This window comes from Sphingomonas canadensis (assembly GCF_026013525.1).
Lineage (GTDB): Bacteria > Pseudomonadota > Alphaproteobacteria > Sphingomonadales > Sphingomonadaceae > Sphingomonas > Sphingomonas canadensis.
Map to the genome: position 1 here is coordinate 241,072 of NZ_JAPDRA010000003.1, position 20,087 is coordinate 261,158.

The 20,087-nt window shown below is 69.2% G+C and carries 18 protein-coding genes and 1 tRNA gene; 12 read left to right on the forward strand and 7 right to left on the reverse strand.

Features of this window, described 5'->3' with window-relative positions:
- The first annotated feature begins 95 nt into the window (after positions 1–95).
- From OM513_RS08820 to OM513_RS08850, 7 genes are all read left to right on the forward strand, one after another.
- Positions 96–464, forward strand: a complete 369-nt coding sequence (locus OM513_RS08820; protein WP_264943805.1) for a BlaI/MecI/CopY family transcriptional regulator — start codon at positions 96–98, stop codon at positions 462–464.
- On the forward strand, positions 461–2,038 hold the full coding sequence (locus OM513_RS08825) for a M56 family metallopeptidase (RefSeq protein ID WP_264943806.1): 1,578 nt from the start codon (positions 461–463) through the stop codon (positions 2,036–2,038). The genes OM513_RS08820 and OM513_RS08825 overlap by 4 nt, the downstream gene beginning before the upstream one ends.
- 246 nt (positions 2,039–2,284) lie before the next feature.
- On the forward strand, positions 2,285–3,145 hold the full coding sequence (locus OM513_RS08830) for an MBL fold metallo-hydrolase (RefSeq protein WP_264943807.1): 861 nt from the start codon (positions 2,285–2,287) through the stop codon (positions 3,143–3,145).
- Positions 3,127–3,855, forward strand: coding sequence for a DUF4230 domain-containing protein (locus tag OM513_RS08835; RefSeq protein ID WP_264943808.1), 729 nt, complete (start codon positions 3,127–3,129; stop codon positions 3,853–3,855). The genes OM513_RS08830 and OM513_RS08835 overlap by 19 nt, the downstream gene beginning before the upstream one ends.
- A gap of 162 nt (positions 3,856–4,017) precedes the next feature.
- On the forward strand, positions 4,018–4,791 hold the full coding sequence (locus OM513_RS08840; protein WP_264943809.1) for a hypothetical protein: 774 nt from the start codon (positions 4,018–4,020) through the stop codon (positions 4,789–4,791).
- A 71-nt stretch (positions 4,792–4,862) separates the two neighbouring features.
- Positions 4,863–5,891: a quinolinate synthase NadA gene (gene nadA / locus OM513_RS08845; RefSeq protein WP_264943810.1), complete on the forward strand. Its 1,029-nt coding sequence runs from the start codon at positions 4,863–4,865 to the stop codon at positions 5,889–5,891.
- Between the two features lie 428 nt (positions 5,892–6,319).
- A tRNA-OTHER gene (locus OM513_RS08850) sits at positions 6,320–6,426 on the forward strand.
- Between the two features lie 272 nt (positions 6,427–6,698).
- Here the strand turns inward: OM513_RS08850 and OM513_RS08855 are convergent.
- Both OM513_RS08855 and OM513_RS08860 read right to left on the reverse strand, forming a co-directional pair.
- The gene (locus OM513_RS08855) at positions 6,699–7,688 is read right to left on the reverse strand and encodes a phytanoyl-CoA dioxygenase family protein (protein WP_264943811.1); all 990 of its coding nucleotides are present in this window, start codon (positions 7,686–7,688) and stop codon (positions 6,699–6,701) included.
- A 6-nt stretch (positions 7,689–7,694) separates the two neighbouring features.
- Complete coding sequence (locus OM513_RS08860) at positions 7,695–9,485, reverse strand: DUF885 domain-containing protein (RefSeq protein ID WP_264943812.1); 1,791 nt, start codon at positions 9,483–9,485, stop codon at positions 7,695–7,697.
- Positions 9,486–9,609: 124 nt separating this feature from the next.
- Between OM513_RS08860 and nadC the strand changes: the two genes are divergently transcribed.
- Positions 9,610–10,461, forward strand: a complete 852-nt coding sequence (nadC, locus tag OM513_RS08865) for a carboxylating nicotinate-nucleotide diphosphorylase (RefSeq protein WP_264943813.1) — start codon at positions 9,610–9,612, stop codon at positions 10,459–10,461.
- A 31-nt stretch (positions 10,462–10,492) separates the two neighbouring features.
- Positions 10,493–10,864 (forward strand): hypothetical protein, encoded by a 372-nt coding sequence (locus OM513_RS08870; protein ID WP_264943814.1) that lies wholly within the window; start codon positions 10,493–10,495, stop codon positions 10,862–10,864.
- Positions 10,865–10,927: 63 nt separating this feature from the next.
- On the opposite strand, the gene OM513_RS08875 is transcribed toward OM513_RS08870, so the two are convergent.
- Genes OM513_RS08875 through OM513_RS08885 form a run of 3 tightly spaced genes read right to left on the reverse strand, consistent with a single transcriptional unit; the run spans position 10,928 to position 14,327 of the window.
- On the reverse strand, positions 10,928–11,347 hold the full coding sequence (locus OM513_RS08875; protein WP_264943815.1) for a DUF4112 domain-containing protein: 420 nt from the start codon (positions 11,345–11,347) through the stop codon (positions 10,928–10,930).
- Positions 11,348–11,352: 5 nt separating this feature from the next.
- On the reverse strand, positions 11,353–12,798 hold the full coding sequence (locus tag OM513_RS08880) for an ABC transporter substrate-binding protein (RefSeq protein ID WP_264943816.1): 1,446 nt from the start codon (positions 12,796–12,798) through the stop codon (positions 11,353–11,355).
- The gene (locus OM513_RS08885) at positions 12,798–14,327 is read right to left on the reverse strand and encodes a peptide ABC transporter substrate-binding protein (RefSeq protein ID WP_264943817.1); all 1,530 of its coding nucleotides are present in this window, start codon (positions 14,325–14,327) and stop codon (positions 12,798–12,800) included. The genes OM513_RS08880 and OM513_RS08885 overlap by 1 nt, the downstream gene beginning before the upstream one ends.
- Positions 14,328–14,485: 158 nt before the next feature.
- Between OM513_RS08885 and OM513_RS08890 the strand changes: the two genes are divergently transcribed.
- The 3 genes from OM513_RS08890 to OM513_RS08900 all read left to right on the forward strand — a co-directional run bounded on the left by OM513_RS08890 (position 14,486) and on the right by OM513_RS08900 (position 18,515).
- Positions 14,486–16,219 (forward strand): TIR domain-containing protein, encoded by a 1,734-nt coding sequence (locus OM513_RS08890; RefSeq protein WP_264943818.1) that lies wholly within the window; start codon positions 14,486–14,488, stop codon positions 16,217–16,219.
- Positions 16,220–16,235: 16 nt separating this feature from the next.
- Positions 16,236–16,904 carry a hypothetical protein gene (locus tag OM513_RS08895; RefSeq protein WP_264943819.1) on the forward strand — a complete coding sequence of 223 codons (669 nt, stop codon included), beginning with the start codon at positions 16,236–16,238 and terminating at the stop codon, positions 16,902–16,904.
- A 111-nt stretch (positions 16,905–17,015) separates the two neighbouring features.
- A complete protein-coding gene (locus OM513_RS08900; RefSeq protein WP_264943820.1) occupies positions 17,016–18,515 on the forward strand; it encodes a tetratricopeptide repeat-containing protein in 1,500 nt (499 codons plus the stop codon).
- On the opposite strand, the gene OM513_RS08905 is transcribed toward OM513_RS08900, so the two are convergent.
- Together OM513_RS08905 and OM513_RS08910 are read right to left on the reverse strand one after the other, a co-directional pair.
- The gene (locus OM513_RS08905) at positions 18,478–19,134 is read right to left on the reverse strand and encodes a Crp/Fnr family transcriptional regulator (RefSeq protein WP_264943821.1); all 657 of its coding nucleotides are present in this window, start codon (positions 19,132–19,134) and stop codon (positions 18,478–18,480) included. The two genes, OM513_RS08900 and OM513_RS08905, sit on opposite strands and share 38 nt — an antisense overlap.
- A gap of 504 nt (positions 19,135–19,638) precedes the next feature.
- Positions 19,639–19,917, reverse strand: coding sequence for an integration host factor subunit beta (locus tag OM513_RS08910; protein ID WP_264943822.1), 279 nt, complete (start codon positions 19,915–19,917; stop codon positions 19,639–19,641).
- Positions 19,918–20,087 lie beyond the last annotated feature (170 nt).

Here is a 20,087-nt window from a genome sequence, read left to right on the forward strand (position 1 = left end):
CCGCAACCGCACCCGTCCCTTCGTTCATCCTCCATTCACCCGCTTGACTACAAGCGTAATCGTAACGATTACAGGTGTAGTCGAAGGGGATTCGGATGAGCGAGAGAATCAGCGACGCAGAGCATGCCGTGATGGAGGTGCTGTGGGAGCGATCGCCGCTTACCGCGCAGGAGGTGGTCGAGCGCGTACCCGCCGAGCGCGGGTGGAGCGCCAATACGGTCAAGACCCTGCTCGGCCGGCTACTGGCCAAGAACATCATCGCGCATGAGGAGGAGGGGCGGCGCTATCGCTATCGCCCGCTGGTGGCCCGTGCGGACTATGTCGTCGGCGAATCGCGGCGTCTGATGGAGCGGCTGTTCGGCGGCCGGCTGACCCCGCTGGTGGCGCACCTGGCCGAGCGTGACGCGATCACCGATCAGGACATCGCCGAGATCGAGGCGCTGCTGAAGGAGCTCAAGCAATGACCGGCTGGGCGGTGGAAACCTTCGTCGCGACCACGGCGCTGATGCTGCTGGTCCTCGCGATCCGTGCGCCCGTGCGCAAGGCGTTCGGGCCGCAGATGGCCTATGCGCTGTGGCTGCTGCCGGTGGCCCGGCTGCTGCTGCCGCCGCTTCCCGAAAGCTGGAGCGAGCAGGCGGCGGCGCCCGTGGCATCGGTGCGCGAGGCGTTCGCCTATTATGTGATCGACGGCGGCGTGGAGGCGCCCGCGGCGGCGTCCGGGGCGGCGGCGAGCGCGGTCGACTGGCTGCCGGTGCTGGCCGCGCTATGGGCTGCGGGCGCGCTGGGCTTCCTGGTCTATCATCTGGTGGCGCACAGCCGCTTCTGCACCCGGCTGCTGCGCCGCGCGCGGATCGATCATACCGTGGCCGCGGGGCGGGTGCGCGTGATCGAGACCGACGCGGCACATGGCCCGCTCGCCTTCGGGATCTGGCGCAAATATGTCGCCTTCCCGAGCGACTTTTCGGAGCGTTACGACGAGGTCGAGCGCGATCTGGCGCTGGCGCATGAGCTTGGTCACCATGTCCGCGGCGATCTGATCGCCAATTGGGTGGCGCTGTTCGTGCTCGCGCTCCACTGGTTCAACCCGGTCGCCTGGAGGGCCTTCCGTGCCTTCCGCGCCGATCAGGAAATGGCCTGCGACGCCCTGGTGCTCGCCGGCCGCGCCCAGGCACTGCGCCATGCCTATGGCCGTGCGATCGTCAAGTCCGCGCATGGGGGTGCGGTCTCGGCGGCATGTCATCTTCACACCATCAATGAGATCAAAGGGAGGCTACGCATGCTCTCGAAGACCCGTGAAATTTCCCGTGCCCGCATCCTTGCCGGGGCCGCAGGCATCGGCGCGCTGTCGCTCGCCGCGCTGGGGCTGACCGCTTCCGGCACCCAGGCCGCCGCGCGGATCAAGGACAAGGTGGAGACCACGATCGGCGTATCGCTGTCGATCGCCCAAGACGCCCAGGAAGTCCCCGCCGCGCCCGATGCCCCGGCCGCGCCCCCGGCTCCGGCTGCGCCACCCGCTCCGGACGCCGCCAAGGGCGAGCGCAAGGTCCATGTCGTGATCAAGGACAGCAAGACCGGCACGGTGACGCTGGACGGCGCCGAGGCCGAGGCGGCGATCGCCCGCGGCTTCGTGGAAGTCGGCGAGGGCGGCGACAAGCGCAAGATCGTGCTGGTCCAGGCCCCGCGCGCGCCGGGCGCCCCGGTCCCGCCGGTGGTGCCCGAGGTGCGCGACGCGAAGTGCGGCGGCGGCAAGAAGGACGGCGCCGCGATGGTGGAGAACCGCGTCGAAACCGGCAAGCATGGCCAGAAGCACGTCATCGTGATCTGCACCGACCGCATCGAGATGGTTGCCGCCGACGCCGGCAAGATGGGCGAGAAGTACAAGAAGATGGGCCTGACGTCCGCCCTGATGGGCCTGCGCATGGCGCGCACCCAGATCGAGAGCCAGGACGTGCTGAGCGCCGAGAGCAAGGCCGAGGCGCTGAAGGGCATCGACGAGGCGATCAAGGAGATCGAGCAGGAGGCGAAGGACTCCAAGTAACGAGAGGGGAGGGACGCTCGCCGATTTGCCCCTTCTGGCGAGCGTTCCTTTGCGCGGGGCCGGCCGGTTCTCCTTCGTTCGGCCGGCCCCGTTGCAAAACCCGCCGGGACCCGTTCCCGGCGGGAACAGGGATCCAGGGCTGCCACCGCGTCCGGTGGCCCTGGGTCCCTGTTCCCGTCCGGGGATACCGGCCCGGCGCCTGCTCCCGCCCTTGCGCCCGGGCGCATGACGGGCCACATCCGATCCATGAACGCGCTTCCGACCGGCATCGCCGAGGCGATCGACCCGCTGGTCGCTCGCGTGCTGGCGCCCAATCCCTCGCCCTATACCTACAGCGGCACCCAGACCTATCTGGTCGGCACCCGCGAACTGGCGGTGATCGATCCGGGGCCGGACGATCCCGCGCACCTCGACGCGCTGATCGCAGCGATCGCCGGGCGTCCGGTGAAGGCGATCCTTTGTACCCATACGCACCGCGACCACAGCCCGGCCGCCGCGCCGCTGGCGGTGGCGACGGGAGCGCCGGTGATCGGCTGCGCGCCGCTGGTGCTGCAGGATGCCGGCCCGCGCGCCGATGCGTCGTTCGACACCGGCTATGCCCCCGATCGCGTGCTGGCGGACGGGGAGCGGATCGCGGGCGAGGGCTGGACGATCGAGGCGGTGGCCACGCCCGGCCACACCTCCAACCACCTCTGCTATGCGCTGATCGAGGCGCAGGCGCTGTTTTCGGGCGATCATGTGATGGGCTGGTCCACCACGGTGGTAGCCCCCCCGGACGGCGACATGACCGCCTATATGGCCAGCCTGGAGAAGCTGATGGCGCGTGAGGAGCGCGTCTATCACCCCGCCCACGGCCCCGCGATCGAGAAGCCGCAGCGCTTCGTGCGCGGGCTGATCGGCCATCGCAAGCAGCGCGAGGGCCAGATCCTGCGCCTGCTGGACGAGGCGGTGGGCGAAATTCCGGCGATGGTCGAGCGCATGTATTCGGGCATCGATCCGCGGCTGAAGGGCGCGGCGGGGCGTTCGGTGCTGGCGCATCTGATCGATCTCAGGACGCGCGGGCTGGTGACGGAGAAGGAGGACGGCGCATGGAAGAAGGCGGCGTGACCGAAGAACGCGGCGGCGGCTTTGCCGGCGGCTGCGCGAAGTTCCTGATCCTCGCGGTGCTGGTGGTGGCCGCGATCCTGGGCGGATTCTGGCTGCTGGGCGATACGCTGTCCAAACGCTTCTTCGGCCCCACCGCCGAAACCGTGGCGCAATCGAGCCTTCAGGGGCTGCGCGAGCAGAACCGGCTGGTCACCTTCTCCGCGCGCTATGTCGCCGTGGTCACGTCGAAGCAGACGCGGCTGGGGCTGACGGCGCAGAAGACGATGATCATGCCCGGCAACGTCCGCTACGAGGTGGACCTGGGCAAGCTGGACCAGCGCGCGGTGGAATGGAACCCGGCCACCCGCAAGCTGACGGTGATCCTGCCGCCCGTGGAGGCGATGCCGCCCGAGGTGGATATCAACAACATCCGCCAATATGGCGAGGGCGGCATCCTGATGGCGCTGACCGACGCCGAGGCCAAGCTGGACGAGGCCAACCGCAAGGCCGCGCAGGACGAGCTGGTGCGCCAGGCGCGCGAACCCGTGCCGATGCGCATGGCCAAGGACGCCGCCCGCCGCGCGGTGGAGCGCAGCTTCGCGATGCCGCTGCGCGCCGCGGGGATCGACGCAACGGTGGAGGTGCTGTTCCCCGACGAGCGCAGCGGCAAGTCCACCGAGCAGTGGGATATGTCGCGCAACGTGCAGGACGTGCTCGCCAACCGGTGGTAGGATAGCCCCGCGGATTCGCCCGGACCGCAGCCGGCCGCCCGGCATGTCCGGGGCATCTTTTGTGCGTAACCTGTTCGATTGCCTGCGATCTTTTTCGTTCCGGTCGCGGTGTGACTAGTGTATTAGCGTAATAATACAGCTACACCGGTACAGGATATTCCAATGGCAACGATTGCGGGGCCGCATCGCGATGCGGCGTCCGGCGAGGAGCGTTTTTTCAGGACCATGGCGTTCGTCATGGCCGCGGTGCTCGTCGCCGGTTTCGGTTTCAACGCGGCGATGGGCCGGTCCAGCTTCACGGCATCGCCGCTGCTGCTGCACGTCCACGCCTTCGTCTTCTTCGGCTGGGTGACGCTTTACGTGACCCAGAACCTGCTGGTGGCGGGCGGCAATGTCGCGCTGCACCGGCGGCTGGGCTGGCTGGCCACGTTCTGGGTGCCGGCCATGGTGGCGATGGGCATGTGGATCACCGTCTGGTCGCTCCAGGCGCATGGCGGCCCGCCCTTCTTCGATCAGAACGAGTTCCTGGTCAGCAATCCGATGGGCCTGCTTTATTTCGCCGGCATGGCGGCGGCGGCGATCCGGCTGCGGCGGCGCACCGACTGGCACCGGCGGCTGATGTTCAGCGGCATGGCGGTGCTCACCGGCCCGGGATTCGGCCGGCTGCTGCCGATGCCGTTCCTGATCCCCTGGGCCTGGTGGATCTCCGCGGTCGGCGCGGGGCTGCTGTTCATCGGCATCGGCATGATCGCGGACAAGCGCCGCGACGGCGGGGTGCATCCGGCCTGGTGGGTTGCGGCCGGCGTTCTGGTCGCGGTCCAGCTCGTCGCGGACCTGATCGCCTACAGCCCGGTCGGCGTCGAGCTGACCCGCTGGCTGCTGGAAGGCACGCCGGGCGCCGCGCGGAGCATGGAGGCCTTCTTCCCGCCGATGTGAGCGCCCATCGCCCTTGATCCCGGCGGCGCGGGCGTCCATGTCCGCGCCGCAGGGATGATGGGAACACGCTGATGGACGCGCGCAAGGGAATGGGCGGAAGCCTGGCAGGCCTCGACCTGAGGGCCGAGATCGAACGGCTGCGCAAGGAGCGCAACGCCGTTATCCTGGCGCATTATTACCAGAAGCCCGAGCTGCAGGATCTGGCCGACTTCGTCGGCGACAGCCTGGACCTGAGCCGCAAGGCGGCCAGCACCGATGCCGAGGTGATCGCATTCTGCGGCGTGCGCTTCATGGCCGAGGTGGCCAAGATCCTCTCGCCGGAAAAGATCGTGGTGCTGCCCGACATGAACGCCGGGTGCAGCCTGGAGGATTCCTGCCCGCCGGAGCAGTTCGCCGCGTTCCGCGCGCAGCATCCGGACCATATCGCCATCACCTACATCAACAGCTCGATCGAGGTGAAGGCGCTCAGCGACATCATCGTCACGAGCTCGTCCGCCGAGAAGATCCTGGCTCAACTGCCCAGGGATCAGAAGATCATCTTCGGCCCCGACAAGCATCTCGGCGGCTATATGAACCGCCGCACGGGCCGCGATATGCTGTTGTGGCCGGGCGTGTGCATCGTCCATGAGGCGTTCAGCGAGACCGAACTGCTGAAGCTCAAGGCGCTGCATCCCGCCGCGCCGGTGGCCGCGCACCCCGAATGCCCGCCGCACGTGCTGGACCATGCCGACTATGTCGGATCGACCAGCGGCATCCTGGAATTCGCCAAGACCTTCCCCGGCGACACGCTGATCGTCGCCACCGAACCGCACATCATCCACCAGATGGAGAAGGCGGTGCCCGGCAAGACCTTCATCGGCGCGCCGGGCGCGGACGGCAACTGCAACTGCAACGTCTGCCCCTATATGGCGCTCAACACGATGGAGAAGCTCTACGTCGCGCTGCGTGACCTGGAGCCGCGGATCGAGGTGGAGGAAAGCCTGCGCCTCAAGTCCAAGAAGAGCCTGGACCGCATGCTGGAGATGGCCAGCGCCACGGTGGGCCAGGGCGACGTGGGGCCGATCGGCGGCAGCATGGGGCCGGTGACCAAGGGGGATTGAATCTGAATATCTAAAAATATCTATTGACCAGAGGGTGGCATTGGCTCACGATGTAGTGGCAACATCGCTGGAGTCGCTGATATGCGCGTAATTCGGCGCGGAGCGCGCGCCGATCACGGCACTAGAAAAATAGAGATTTCTAGATTTAGAGTTGAATGGTGCGAATCTACGCACACTTTTAATCTTAAATCTATAGATCCGGTGCGTGATTTCGCTACCGACGCGAGGCACAACTATATTTTTGAATTTAAGATTGAAGATTTGGTTCGAATTTTGAGAGGCATGGCGTCGGAACTTGAAAGTGTTGATCTGAATATATTTGTTAGAGACTTTGAGGCCGCTGTGCCGGCAATGATACGCCTCACAAATGCTGCTTCTGGCTCTTGGTATCCGCGTCCCGCACCATCGGATTCAGACGAGGACCTTTAGGACGCGCAGCTCCCGGATGGAGCACCCTTGGTTACGAATGTAAGTTCGCGTGTTGCAACCTGAGCTTACGCCAAGGGCGGCGCTGGTTCAACTCCAGCCGCGTTCACCCACGCCACCGATAGCCCGACCGCCAGAGCGTCCACGTACTTCGCGGGATGGAAGCAATCCCTTACGGCCTCGCCGTTGTGGTCCATCCGGTCGAACGCCGTGCCCTGCTTCGTCTCTGATTCGACAGGTGATGCGAGCGTCTGCTCGAATTGATCTCCCTTCGTGTATTCCCGCGAGCCGCCCGCAGCGCGTGCCAAAGGACGATTTGCCGAGAGTGCTGTCCCTTTCGCTGTGCAGCTTGCCCGAAGGCCTCCATCTAGCCCTCCCCTCTCACCGCCACTCGCTGCGCTCCTCCATCGCGGCGGAGAACATGTTGACATATTGCGCCAGCCGCGGCGCGCGGCCGTGGTTGGGGCTGGCGCCATGGGGCAGGTCCTGCCGCCACAGGATCAGGTCGCCGGCCTGCGCGGGGACGGTTACCGCCTGCGCGCTCAGATCCTCCTCGCGCGGGTCGCGGCCGCCCAGGCCGTCGAGCCATTGCGCGATGCCATGGTGGAACCCCGGCACCACGCGCAGCGCGCCCTGATCGGCCGCGGTGTCGCTCAGATAGAGGATGCCCTGCGTCGCGAAGGGGATCGGCGTGGCCAGGCTCACGTCCCAGTGGAGCTTGTAGCCCTCGAACGGAAAGCCGGGCCGTTCGGGCGGGTTGAAGCTGGTGCGATCGGTGATCATCCACAGATCGGCCGTGCCCCAGAGCTGGGCGAAGGCTTTGCGCACGCGGAGCGACCGGCGCGCGACCGCCAGCTCCGGCGCATGGTATAGCGGCACCCACAGGCCGCGCGCGGCGGGGTTGTACCAGCTATCCGGATCGTCCGGCCGCGCGTCGACGCGGTGCCACAGCAGCGCCGCCGCCGCCTCCGCCGCGGCGCGCGGGATCGCCTCGCGGACGATCACATAGCCATGCTCCTGCCAATGGGCGAGGCCCGCGGCGTCGATCGCGTCCGGCGCGTCCTCCACCTTCTTCAGCGCGGCGCGGACGGACTTGGGCTCCGGCTGTTCGAACAGCCAGGCATGGTAGCGCCGCACTGCCAGCGGATCGGGCGGCCCCGCCTCGTCCAGCACCCAGGCGGTGAAGGCGTCCCAATCGGGCCGGTTGCGGTTGAGGTGCATCAGCCCCTGCTCGATGCCGAGGCCGAGCACGCACAGCAGCACGCGATCGGCCATCGACATCGGCGCGGGCCGCGCCCGCCCGGTGTTGCGTGCCCAGAAATCCTCCAGGCCATAGATGTCGGGCAGGCCGCGCCGGGCCGTCGCGTGCATCGGCGCTTAGTCCACCGGCAGGCCCAGCATCAGCGCGCGGACATAGCGCGCGGGCGGGGAGCCGTGGCTGAGCACCGCGTCGTTATAGGCCATCAGGTCGAACGCCGCGCCCTGCTTCGCCTTCATCTCGGCACGCAGCGCCATATGCTCCTCATAGCCGACGAAATAGCTGAGGAGCTGGGTGGAGCTGAGGTTGGCGCGCACCCATTTGCCCGCGGCCTCGCGCTCCTGCTGGAAGGCGCCCCTGGTCATCAGCTCCATCGCTTGCTCGCGCGTCATCCCCTCGGTCTGGATGCCGATATCGAGCAGCGAGTTGGTGACCGACCGCAGCCGCATCTTCAGCACGGTGAGCTTGAACAGCGGATCGCCGTCCAGATAGTCCGCGTCGGACATCAGCCCTTCCGAATAGACCGCCCAGCCCTCCACGAACGAACCCGACGCCAGTACCGCGCGCAGCACCGACTGGTTCGTGTTGGAATGCGCGATCTGCAGATAATGGCCCGGCATCGCCTCGTGGATGCTCAGTTCGTGGATCATATAGTCGTTATATTCGCGCAGGAACGACGTGGCCTGCTCGTCGCTCCAGTCCTCGGGGATCGGCGAGATGGCGTAGAAGGTGTCCAGGTTGCGCTCCAGCGCGCCGGGGCTGTCGCAATAGGCGACGGCGAAGCCCTGCTGGAACTTGGGCATGGTGATGATCTTCACCGGCGTTTCGGGCACGGTGACCAGCCGGGCCTTGCGCGCAAAATCGGTGGCCTGGGCCAGCGTCGCCTTGGCCTTGTCCATCAGCTCGCCGCGTGCGGGGCGCTTGGCGTAGCTCAGCTCCAGCGCGGCCTCCACCGCGGCCTGGAGCTGATCGGCGCTGGGGTTATCCGGCGTGGCCGGGGCGCCTTCGCGGCCGGCCAGCACCTGGCGGGCGAGCGCGTACATCTCGGCGCGGATGTCCTTCGCCGCCTGCTCGGCCTTGGCCTTGATCTGCGGGCGGGTGAGATCGGACTGGAGCGTGAAGCGCAGCTTTTCGTCATACAGCTTCGTGCCCAGGCGGAAATCGCCCTTGGCCTGGGGGACCAGAACGGTGTCGATCCAGGCCTGCTGCTCGGCGACTGCGGCTTCCAGCCCCTTCAGCGCCTTGTCGAACCGCGCCTGATCGGCGGGGGACAGCGCGTCCTTGTGGGGCGCCAGCATGTCGCGGGCGATGTCCAGGATGCCGGCGTTCTGGCGCTGCACCGTGGTGGCGAACACCGGCGGCACGCGCGCGGGCACCAGCGTGGCGCGCGTCTGGGCGAACAGCGCGGGCAGCTTTTCCATCCGCGTGATCGCGGCTTTCATCCGCACGTCCCACGGCGCGAAATCGCGCGCCGCCAGGCCATAGAGCGCGTCACCCGCGATCCCGTTGTGATATTGCGTGTCCCACGCCCAGGGCTGGAGCACCTCGATCTGCCACAGATCATATTTCAGCGCGTTTTCCAGCAGCGCGGCATCGACCTGGTCGTCGCGGCTCAGCGCGGCGCGATCGATCTTCGCCAGATCGGCGAGCAGCGCGCGATCGAAGGCGGCGGCCTTCGCCCGGCCTGCCGCGGAGATATCGGGCAGGTCGCCGTCGAAGCGGTGATCGCCCAGCGTGGTCGCATAGGTGGGCGAAAGCTCCGCGATCCCCGCGACATAGCGTTTCGACAGCGCGGCAAAGGCGCTCGCCGCCGCGTTGGGGACCTCCGGCACGGCGGGCGCGGACTGAAGGGGGGCGCTCGCCGTGGCAAGGGCGGTGGTGGCCAGCATGGCCGCAAGGATCAGGCGCATGGAAACTCCGGTGAATGCGATGGCGGTATCCTAGGAGCTTTCCCGGCCCGGTGAAATCGCCTCGCGTCCGTTGCACGGAATTGGGCGGCTTGCAGGGGGCGGCGCGTGGGGATTAGGAGCGCGCATGGCCTTCTCGCTCGACCGTTTCGATCTCGACGCCTTCGTCGCCGCCACGCTTGCAGAGGATCTGGGCGGGGTGGGGGACATCACCTCCGCCGCGGTGATCCCGGCCGATGCCCGGTTCGACGGCGTGATGGACAGCCGCGACGCGATCACCGTCGCGGGGCTGGAGATCGCCGCCGCCTTCTTCCGCACGCTCGATCCCGGCGTGTCGATCGAACTGCTGGCGGCGGACGGAGACCGCGTGGCGGCGGGCACCGATCTGATGCGGCTGTCGGGCAGCGCGCGCGCGATGCTGACGGCGGAGCGATCCGCGCTCAACACCGTCCAGCATCTCTCGGGAATCGCGACGCTTACGCGCAGCTATGCCGATGCTATCGCAGGAACCGGCGCCATCCTGCTGGATACGCGCAAGACCATTCCCGGGCTGCGCGTGCTGGAGAAATACGCCACCCGCATGGGCGGCGCGACCAACCATCGCATGGGCCTGTGGGATGCGGCGATGATCAAGGACAATCACGTCGCCGTCGCCGGATCGGTGGGCGAGGCGGTGCGTCGTGCCGCCGCGGCGGGGATCGCCAGCATCATCGTGGAGGTGGATCGCATCGCGCAGATCGAGCCCGCGCTGGCGGCGGGCGCCACGCATCTGCTGCTCGACAACATGGCGCCGCCGATGCTGCGCGAGGCGGTGGCGCTGGTCGCCGGCCGCGTGCCGACCGAGGCATCGGGCGGGGTGCGGCTGGATACGATCCGCGCGATCGCGGAAACGGGCGTCACCTATGTCAGCGCCGGACGGCTGACCCAGTCGGCCCCCGCCGCCGACATCGGCCTCGACTTTGCGGCAGCCGCCCAATAGCGTCCCCGCGCCCCTTCGACCGGGAATGATGATGACGCGGCCGCAATCGATCGATCAGTTCGAAACAATCTTCTTCTTCCACCTGGCGACCACGGTGGCGATCCTGCTGCTTTCGATCGGGGAGCGCACCCCGCTGGCGATCGCGCTGCCGGGCGGGCTGGTGCTGGTGAACCTGCTGCTGTGGTATTGCATCACGCGCTACGCCAGCAACATCGCGCGCTGGATATACACCGTGCTGTTCGGCTTCGCGGCGGCCGGGGCGGGGATGGTGCTGGCAGAGGGCGGCGCGATCCTGGACTTCACCGCGCTCTCCACCACCGGGCTGACCGCGCTCAACGGGCTGGCGGTGTGGCTGCTGTTCCGCCCGGACGCAGCGGCATGGTTCGCGGGCGAGACGGCGTAGCGCCCCCGCCTGCGCGGCTTCGTTGAAACGGGACCCGGTCTTCGCCGGGGACCCCGGTTCCCCCTATTTGTGCTGCACCGTCGCCGTGGCGGGATGGTGCCGGTCCAGATGCTTGCGGATGATCTTCAGGTTGCGCGAGTTGGAGCGGAAGAAGAAGTCCGGGATGATGCCGATGCCGGGGATCAGGCCCAGCGCCCAGTCCACCGCGACATTGCCGACCATGCGCATCACCGCGGAGCCGCCCATCTTCAGGTTGCGCGCCTCCCAGACCATGTAGAGGCCCAGGATCGCGCCGATGAAGGTGCCGCCGACGGGAATGAAGTCCAGGAACACGTCCAGCCCGATCGGCCGGTTGATGCCGGGAATGACGAAGGTGCGTTCGAGCAACTGCTCCATCGCTTCCACCCGCCGCCGCACCGCGGCCGCATCGCGGCCCAGCATGTTCCCCATCGCGTTGCGCGGCATTCGCGTCGTCTTCGCCATCGGCCTCACTCGGTCTGGTTGCGCAGATGGTTCAACGGGTGCCAGCCCCGCGTGTTCCCCTGCCACCCGTTCGCCTTCTCCGTTACGATAGACCAACGAAGCGGCTGCGCGATAGGGATGTATGCGGAGTCCGCCAGGATTGCGAGGTCGGCCTCCGCGATCCGCCGTGCGCGTTCCTCCAGCGTCGGCGCGTCGCGCGCGGCCGTGATGCGATCGGCCAGCGGCGCGGGGCAGGCGCGGCAGGCGGTGACCAGAAACCAGCGGGCGCTGTCATAGGGCGCCACCGCGTCGATCAGCACCAGGTCCGCCGGATCGTCCGGGCCGGTGCGCACCGGGCGGACGCCGATCGCGATCATGCCGCGCGCCAGCTCGCGCCAGACGATGGTGCCGCCCGGGCCGGCGGGCACCGCGATCCGCGCGATCACCGGCTCGGCATGCGCGCGCTGCCAGGCGGCGACCCGCGTGCGCGCCTGTTCGCGCCGGGCGCCCAGCGGCAGCGGCAGCCAGGTGGGCGCGGCGGGCGCGGCGGCGGAATCGAGCCGTGCGGGCAACAGCGCCTCGGCGATCGCCCAATCGTCGCGGAAGAAGCGGGTGAGCGCGCCGCGATCGATCGCCATCGACAGCGCCTCGCGGTTGGCGGCATCGGCGAAGAAGCCGGTGCGGCTGGTCACCGCCAGCCCGAACAGCCCGATCGCGGGATCGATGCGCACCGTGGCCGGGTCCACCTTCGCCGCCACCACCACCGGCCAATCGGCGAAGGTGCCGCCGATCACCGCGTCGATCTGGCCCTGGTGCAGCCGTGCGATCGCCACCGCCGCGCGCTCGCCGCGCAGGCGGATGCGCGGGCCGGGCGGCGCTGCGTCCGCCTCGTCGATCTGCGCGGGATCGGGCACCAGCGTCAGCATCACCCCGCCGTCCGGATGCGGTTGCGAGCGGAAGGGGCCGCTGCCCCCGCGCCCCAGGATCGCCATTTCCGGCTGGGCGAACAGCTTCAGCAGGTCCGGGCGCGGGCGCCTCAGCCGCACCTCGATCACCTGCGGGGTCATCTCCACGATCTCGTCGATCACGGCCAGGAACGGGGCCAGCGCGTTGCGGCTGTTCGCCGCCGCGGCCCGGCGCAGCGTGCGCACCACCTGGTCCGCGGTGACCGGGCGGCCATCGGGCCATGCCGCCTCGCGCAGGCGGAAGATATAGCTGCGGCCGTTGTCGGTAACGATCCAGCGCTCGGCCAGGCCGGGCTCGATCTGCCCGGCGCCGTCGAACCGCACCAGCCCCTGCGCGATGGCGCCGAGCAGCACCCGGCCCGCCGGATCGAGCGGCCCCGCGCTGGGATCGGTGGTGCGCAGCTCGCCGCCGACCGCGCTGACCGCCAGCAGCGCCTCTTCGCCGCGCCCGCCGCCGCACGCCCCCAGCAACAGGGCGAGCGCAAGGGACAGGGCGGGACGGATCATCATCGCTTCCGGAACAGCAGGCGGCTGGGGTGTATGTTCATCACATTGTCCTGCCAACCCCCGACGCTGGTCGCGACCAGAGTTCGACTGACGTAGAAATAGAGGAGCAGGATCGGCGCCTGATCGGAAAGTCTGCGCTCGGCCGCGGCCAGCGCCGCCGCATCGCCCTCCAGCCCGCGCGCCAGCAGGCGATCATATTCGGCGTCGTGGAAGCCCGAATAGTTGATCGCGCCCGCATCGCCGGCGTGGACCGCCAGGAAATTCTCGGCGCTGGGCAGGTCGGCGATCCAGCCCGATCGCGCCAGATCGAAATCGCCGCGCCGAAGCGCCGCGAAATGGAGCTGCGCCTCGCTGTTCAGCATGTCCGCCTCGACGCCGTACTTCGCCCACATTGCCGCCAGCGCCACCGCCACGCGGCGGTGATCGCCGCTGTTGTTGAAGCGGATGGTGAAGCGCAGCGGGCGATCCGGCCCATAGCCGGCCTCGGCGAGCAGGCGGCGCACCATCGCGGGATCATGGCCCAGCGGATCGGGGTTGGTCCCGCCCAGCGCGGGCGGCAGCAGCCCGGTGGCCGGCGCCTCCCCGGTGGCGAGCAGGCGGCGGGCCAGCCATTCGCGATCCACCGCCATGGAGAGTGCGCGGCGCACGCGCACATCGTCGAACGGCGGGCGGCGGGTGTTGAACGCGAAATAATAGGTGCCGGCATAGGGCGCGACATGCACCGCGCCCGGCAGCGCCTGCTGCGCCCAGGCGAGCCGCGTCTGCGGGATATCCGCCACCGTGTCCGCCTCCCCGGCGCGGAAGCGGCGCAGCCCGGCCAGCTTGTCTTCCGAAGGTTGCCAGCGGATCAGCGGCGTGGGTGCCGCGCCGCCATGCCAGCGCGGGTTGCGCTCCAGCTCCAGCCGGTCGCCCAGCCGCCACGTCCGCAGGCGATAGGCGCCGGAGGTGACCAGCGGCCGCTCCGCCGTCCAGCCGTCGCCCGCCGCGGTGATGCGGTGGAGCGGCAGCGCCGCCATCGCGGGATGCGCCAGCAGGTGCGCCAGCGCGGGCATCGGCCGCCGCAACCGCACCACCACGGTGCGCGCGTCGGGCGCCTCCACCGCCGCAATCGCCGCGAACAGCTTGGCGGTGGGCGAAGCGGTGGCGGGATCGTTCAGCCGGGCGAAGCCGCGCGCGAAGGCGGTGGCGTCGATCGGCTCCCCGTCGGAGAATCGCAATCCCGCGCGCAGCCGCAGCGTACAGACGAGCGCGCGGCAATCGGGCGCCGCCTCCGCCAGCCCGGGCTCGGCGCCGCCGTCGCCGGAATAGCGCATCAGCCCCTCGAACTGGTCCGCGGCGACGCGCAGCGAGGACACGTCGGACACCTTCTGCGGATCGAGCCCCTTCACCTCGTCGTCGGAGAGGCGGACGATCGTGTCGGCGCGCGCGGTGGGCGGCTGGGCCGGATCGGCGGCGCACCCGGCCAGCGCCAGCATCGCGGCAAGCGCGGCGTGGCGGAAGGGCAGGGGGATCGGGCGGCGGGCGGGCATGGTCCTACTGTGCCGCAATTCGGCCGCCGGGCAAGCGCCGCAGCGTGCCGATGGCGCGGGCAGGCGCGGGAATGCGCGATTCGGGATATTATGATTCACCCTTGGATTATTTGCGCGATCAGGCACCTTGTCTTGCGGATGCCGGGGGGTGTGCTGCGATGCCTGAACCGATATTTCGCGCGTTCGTCAGCTATTGTCATGCCGACCGGCCGTTCGCGGCGCGGCTGCAACGGCGGCTGGAGACCTATCGCCTGCCGCGCCGGCTGGCGGAGCGGGTGATGCCGCTGCCGGGCCAGCCGCGCGGGCGGATCGGCCCGGTGTTCCGCGACCGCGAAGACCTGTCCGCCGCGCAGGACCTGACCGCCGCGGTGCGCGCGGCGATCGCGGCGTCCTCCGCGCTGGTGGTGGTGGCATCGCCCGATGCGGTGCGATCGCACTGGGTCGCGCTGGAGATCGCGCTGTTCCGCGCGCTGCATCCGGATGCGCCGGTGCTGGTGGCGCTGGCGCGCGGCGAACCGGCCGAAGCGCTGCCGCCCGCGCTGGCCGAAAACGGGGTCGAGCCGCTCGCCGCCGATTTCCGGCGCGAGGGCGACGGCGGCCGCCTGGCCTTTCTGAAGATCGTGGCGGCGCTGGCGGGGCTGCCGCTCGACGCCCTCGTCCAGCGCGACGCCCAGCGCCAGGTCCGCCGCGTGACGGCGGTCACGCTCGGTGCCGGGGCGGTGATGCTAGCGATGGCGGTGTTGCTGGTGGTGGCCGTGCGCGCCCGCGGCGAAGCCGAACGCCAGCGCGCCGGGGCGGAGGGACTTGTGGGATATATGCTCACCGACCTGAGGGCAAAGCTCCGCGGAGTGGGGCGGCTCGATGTGCTCGAGGGCGCGAACCGCGAGGCGCTGGCATATTACAACGCGCGGGATCCCGCGTCGCTTTCCGATGGTGCGCGGGCGATGCGCGCGCGGATACTCCTGGCGATCGGCGAAGATGTGGTCGCGGTGGCCACCGATGGCGATACGGACAAGGAACTGCTGGATCGCGCCATCGGCCCGATCAGCGAAGCCTTCCGGATGACGGAGGCGCTGCTGGCCGAGGCCCCGGCTGATCCCGGGCGCGTGTTCGATCATGCCCAGAGCCGTTATTGGATGGCGTATCTCGCCGAACTGCGCGGCCATGGCGACACCGCGCTGGCGGGGTTCCGCGCCTATATGGCCGATGCGCAACTGCTGAACCGTCTGGCGCCGGGGAAGCCGGACTACCTTGCTGAGCTTGGCTATGCGCACAGCAACCTGGGCCGGCTTGCGCTGCTCGGTGCCCGTCAGCCGCAGAAGGCGCGCGCGGATTTCATGATCGCCCTGCGCTATCTTGAGCAGGCGAGCCGGCTGGAGCCGAAGCGCGACCTTTGGCTCGACGAAATCGCCGACAAGCATGCCTGGATCGCGGATAGCTGGTTCGCCGAAAAGCGGTTCGCCGAGGCGAGGGCCGAACGGCAGATCGATCGCGCGCTGAAGCTGGCGCAATATCAGCGGCACCGCGGCGACCTGTCCCGGCGCTACAAGCTTGTCGTCGCCGGGCGCGCGCTAGCGCGGATCGACATTTCGGAAGGGAAGCTCCTTGATGCCGAGCGCGGGCTGGAGGAGGTGCGCGATGCTCTGGCGACGCTCCGCAGCTTCGATCCCGCCAATGTCGTCTGGCAGGAGCAGGCGGTTCGCGTCGAGACCGATTTCGCCGCTCTGTACCAAAAAATGGGGCGCACCGCCCAGGCCCGCGCGGCGCTGGAAGCGGCGCGGAAGCTGTTGCTCGGCGCACCCGATGCCGGGCGCCGCAAGTCGATCCGCGAACCCATGGAAAAGCGCCTGGAGAAGCTGGCCGGCGAGTTGAATGTGCGTTGGAATCCCTAAGCACGGAGAAAATCAGATGACCCAGATCCGGTTATTCACGCCAAATGATCCTGCGGGCTTTGTTCCGCAATCGCTCCATGGCGACTCGATCGAGGTTCAGTCCGGCCGCATTGTGCCCGGCGATCTCTACCTGATCTATTTCTCTGCCCGAATGACGGGCACGAATCTGACCTGGGTGGTCAAGCACGTCTCCGGCCCCCTCGCCGGATCGATCGAGGACACCGAGCTCGCGTTCTTCACCCGTGCGAAGAACGGGCCGGCATATGATCCGACACTGTCCGCCAACGGCTTTGACCGGACCATCGTGTGGAAGAAGGCGACCTATCTCACGCTTGTCGTGGATCTGGACGGTTATGACTTTCACTGGGACCGCGTCCGCGGAATCGAGCCGGTCACCTTCCTGAAGTACAAGGGCACCGATCCGGCGCGCTTCGATCCGAACTACGCATTCTATGATGCGCGCAGCGTGGTGATCGCGGGGTGCAAGGGCGTCCGGATGATCAACCATTTCACGAAGAAGGGCGGCACGCCGATCGGCGAGGATGACACGCAGCGATATTGCATGGTGTTCAACATGAGTGTCCTGATGGCGCCCCCCAGCATTCCCCAGCCGCTGGGATGGGACCCGGACAGCGAGAACCAGGGGCCTGACGGCGACGGGGATTCGCTGCTCCTGTCCGCGTGATCGCTATCGGCGCGCGATATGGGGAATAGGTTGCGTGAAGACGGAGCACGGCCTTCCGGCTATTCTTAGGAATGGCCGGAGCCTTGCCGGGCGTTAGAGAGAGTCAGTGGCTTGAGTTTTTCGCTTGCAGAGGTCCACGCCCTGGCGCGAGCCGGCGCGAAGGAGGCCGCCCGCGCGGCCTTTTCGGCGGCGGGGCTGGATGGCGTGGCGGATGATCCGGCGGTGCTCACGCTCAAGGGGCGGCTGCTGAAGGATGCGGCCGACGGGGCCTCCGGCGCGGCGCGCGCGGCGTTGCTGGGGCGGGCAGCGGACGCCTATGCCGCCGCCGCGCGGCTGTCGCCCGCCGCCACCTATCCGCTGATCAACGCCGCCACGCTCGCCCTGCTTTCGGGCGCCGGACGCCGTGCGGAGCAGCTCGCGCGCGAGACGCTGGCGCTGCTTGACGGCGGCGCGCACGAGCCGGACACCCCCTATTGGCTGGGCGCGACCCGGAGCGAGGCGCTGCTGCTGACCGGCCGTGAGACCGAGGCGCGCGCCGCGTTGCGCGACGCGATCGCCGGCTCGCCGGAGGCATGGGAGGACCATGCGGTCACGCTGCGGCAGTTCCGCCGCATCCTGGACGAGCAGGGCCGCCCCGCGCAGTGGCTGGAGGGGTTCCGCCCGCCGCCCGCCGTGCATTTCGCCGGGCCGATCGGCGTCTCGCCGGACGATCGCGCGCTGATCGCAGCGCTCGATTCCGCGGCGGCTACGATCGGCGGCGGAACGGCGTGCGGCGCGCTGGCGGCGGGTTTCGACATCCTGGCGGCAGAGGCGCTGCTGCGCGCGGGCGCGCGGCTCCAGATCGTGCTGCCCGGGCCTGTCGATGCCTTCGCTGCCGCGTCGGTGCTTCCTGCGGGCGCGGCCTGGCTGCCGCGGTTCGAGGCGCTGCTGGCTGCCGCCCTGTCGGTGGAGACACTCGATCTGCCCGGCCCGATCAGCGCCGCCGCGGCGGTGCTGGCCGAGGAGATGGCGCTGGGCGAGGCGGTGCGCCGCGCGCGCGAACGCGGCAGCGGCGCGGTGGCGTTGCGCGCGGCGGGCGCGGCATCGGCGACGCCGATGGGCGAGCGGCCGGGTCTGCGCTGCGTGACGGTGGCCTGCGGGGCGAACCCGGCAGGGGGCGGCGAGCGGCTGGCCCCGCCCGCGCGGCCCATGGCGCTGCTCGGCTGCCATCATGGTGCGGCGGAGCGGCTGGCCGCCGTGGCGGGGGAGGCGCCGGTCCGGATCACCCCGGCGGGCGCCTATGTGGCGCTGGCGGACCTGGCCGGCGCGGCAGCGGCGGCGCTGGCGCTGTTTGATGCCGATTCCGGTGCGCATCCGGTGCTCGACTATGCCGTCGCCGATGCGGCGGGGCTGGCGGATACGGCCGCGCTCGACGTGCTTCAGGCGATTCCGGCGCAGCCCTATCCGGTCGCCACCCGGGCGGCGTCACTGGGGCTGGAGGCGCGCGGAGCCCCCTTCGTCACCGCGCCCGCAGGGGCAGGCGCGGCGCTGGCGGGATCGGTCGATTTCCTCAGCCTGTGGCGCGCGGCGGGCGCTACACCACCAGATCGGCGAGCAGACGGGGCGAATTGATCCGGAGCGACCGGGCGGTGCGGGTGATGATGCCGCGCCGTTCCAGCTCGGCAATGGCGCGCGACGCGGTCTCGCGCGTGGTCTGGGCGGTCATCGCAAGCTCGGCCACCACCGGGGGCGGGGCGATCTCCAGCCCGTCGCCCGCGCGCTGGAGCAGCTCGGCATGGATGCGGCCGCGCGACGAGAGCGTCGATCGCGCATCCAGCCGCGCGATGGTGTTTTCAAGCTGGCGCGCGAACGACAGCGCCAGCGCGCCGCCCAGCAGCGGGTGGCCGGCCGCCAGCCGCGGCAGCTCGCCCGAGGGGAAGGCCAGCAGCCGCGCAGGCTCGATCGCGACGATATCCGCCAGATAGACCGTCGGGCGGGCATAGCTGCCCAGCCAGTCGCCGGGGCCGCACAGCGCCAGCCGGCTGGTACGCCCGCTCGACGCGGCCGATTCGATCTTCAATTCGCCCTCGATCACCAGCCACATGGTGCCGAGCAGGTCGCCCTGCCGCGCGATGCAGTCGCGCCGCGCCGCCGCCTGGACCCGGCCGCAGGCGAGCAGCGCCTCCGCCACCCCCGGCTCGCAGCCGAGGATCAGCTCCAGCGTCTCGCGCAGTGCGGCCTGCGGTTCCAATCGGGTTGCGCCTCTCCGTCGTGACGGTGGCGCAACTATAGGTTGCGTTGCGCGGCCGCGTCGAATGGAGATCGGACGGTTGCGAAAGAAAAACCGCAGTAGCGGATCGATGGTGCGGGCGGAGGGGCTCGAACCCTCACAGGCCGTTCGGCCTTACGGATTTTCGTACCAGCTACGGCTTTCGCCGCCGTCCCCGCGAATTCGGGGCGTTTGTGGTCTGGACTATCCCTTCGCCATGCCCCGCACGGGGTTTAGGCGCTGCCCGTCTAGTCTCTACACCTTCCCGGCGGGCGGCTGCCCGCGGGCTTGGCTCGGGATCGCCATTTCACAGGGTTCCCCGAATTTGAGCAGTTCTGCATCCCGGGTTTCCCGCGGGAGCACCCAAATGTTCAAGTCCGTTGCGTCTACCAATTTCGCCACGCCCGCACAGGCGCGCGCCACGACTAGCCGAGTTTTCGCGCGGATTTAAGCCGGATACTTCGCGCCGCGGCGCACGAGACGCCCTCAGACGTTCAGCCGCTGGCGCATTTCCTTGCCCGGCTTGAAATAGGGTACCCGCTTGGCGGGCACGTCCACGGTGTCGCCGGTGCGCGGGTTGCGGCCGGTCCTGGCGTCGCGGCCGCGGGTGGAGAAGGCGCCGAAGCCGCGAAGCTCGACCCGGCCGTCGGCGCTGAGCCGCGCCGCGATCTCGTCGAAGAAGACCGATACGATCTTCTCGACCTCACGGACGGACAGTCCGGGATTTTCCTGCGCAAGCAACTGGACGAGTTCCGAGCGGATCATCCCGCGTGCCTCCCGTTTTGCCGCCGGCGTGTTCCCGTTGCCGGGCGGCGGTGCGACCCCATGGCGGGGACCGTAGCGCCGATTCTCAATATTCATCAAGGCGAAGATTCGCCCGATCGTAGAATCTTGCAGCGATTCCGGGCCGGTGCGCGGGGACGGAAAGCCGCCCC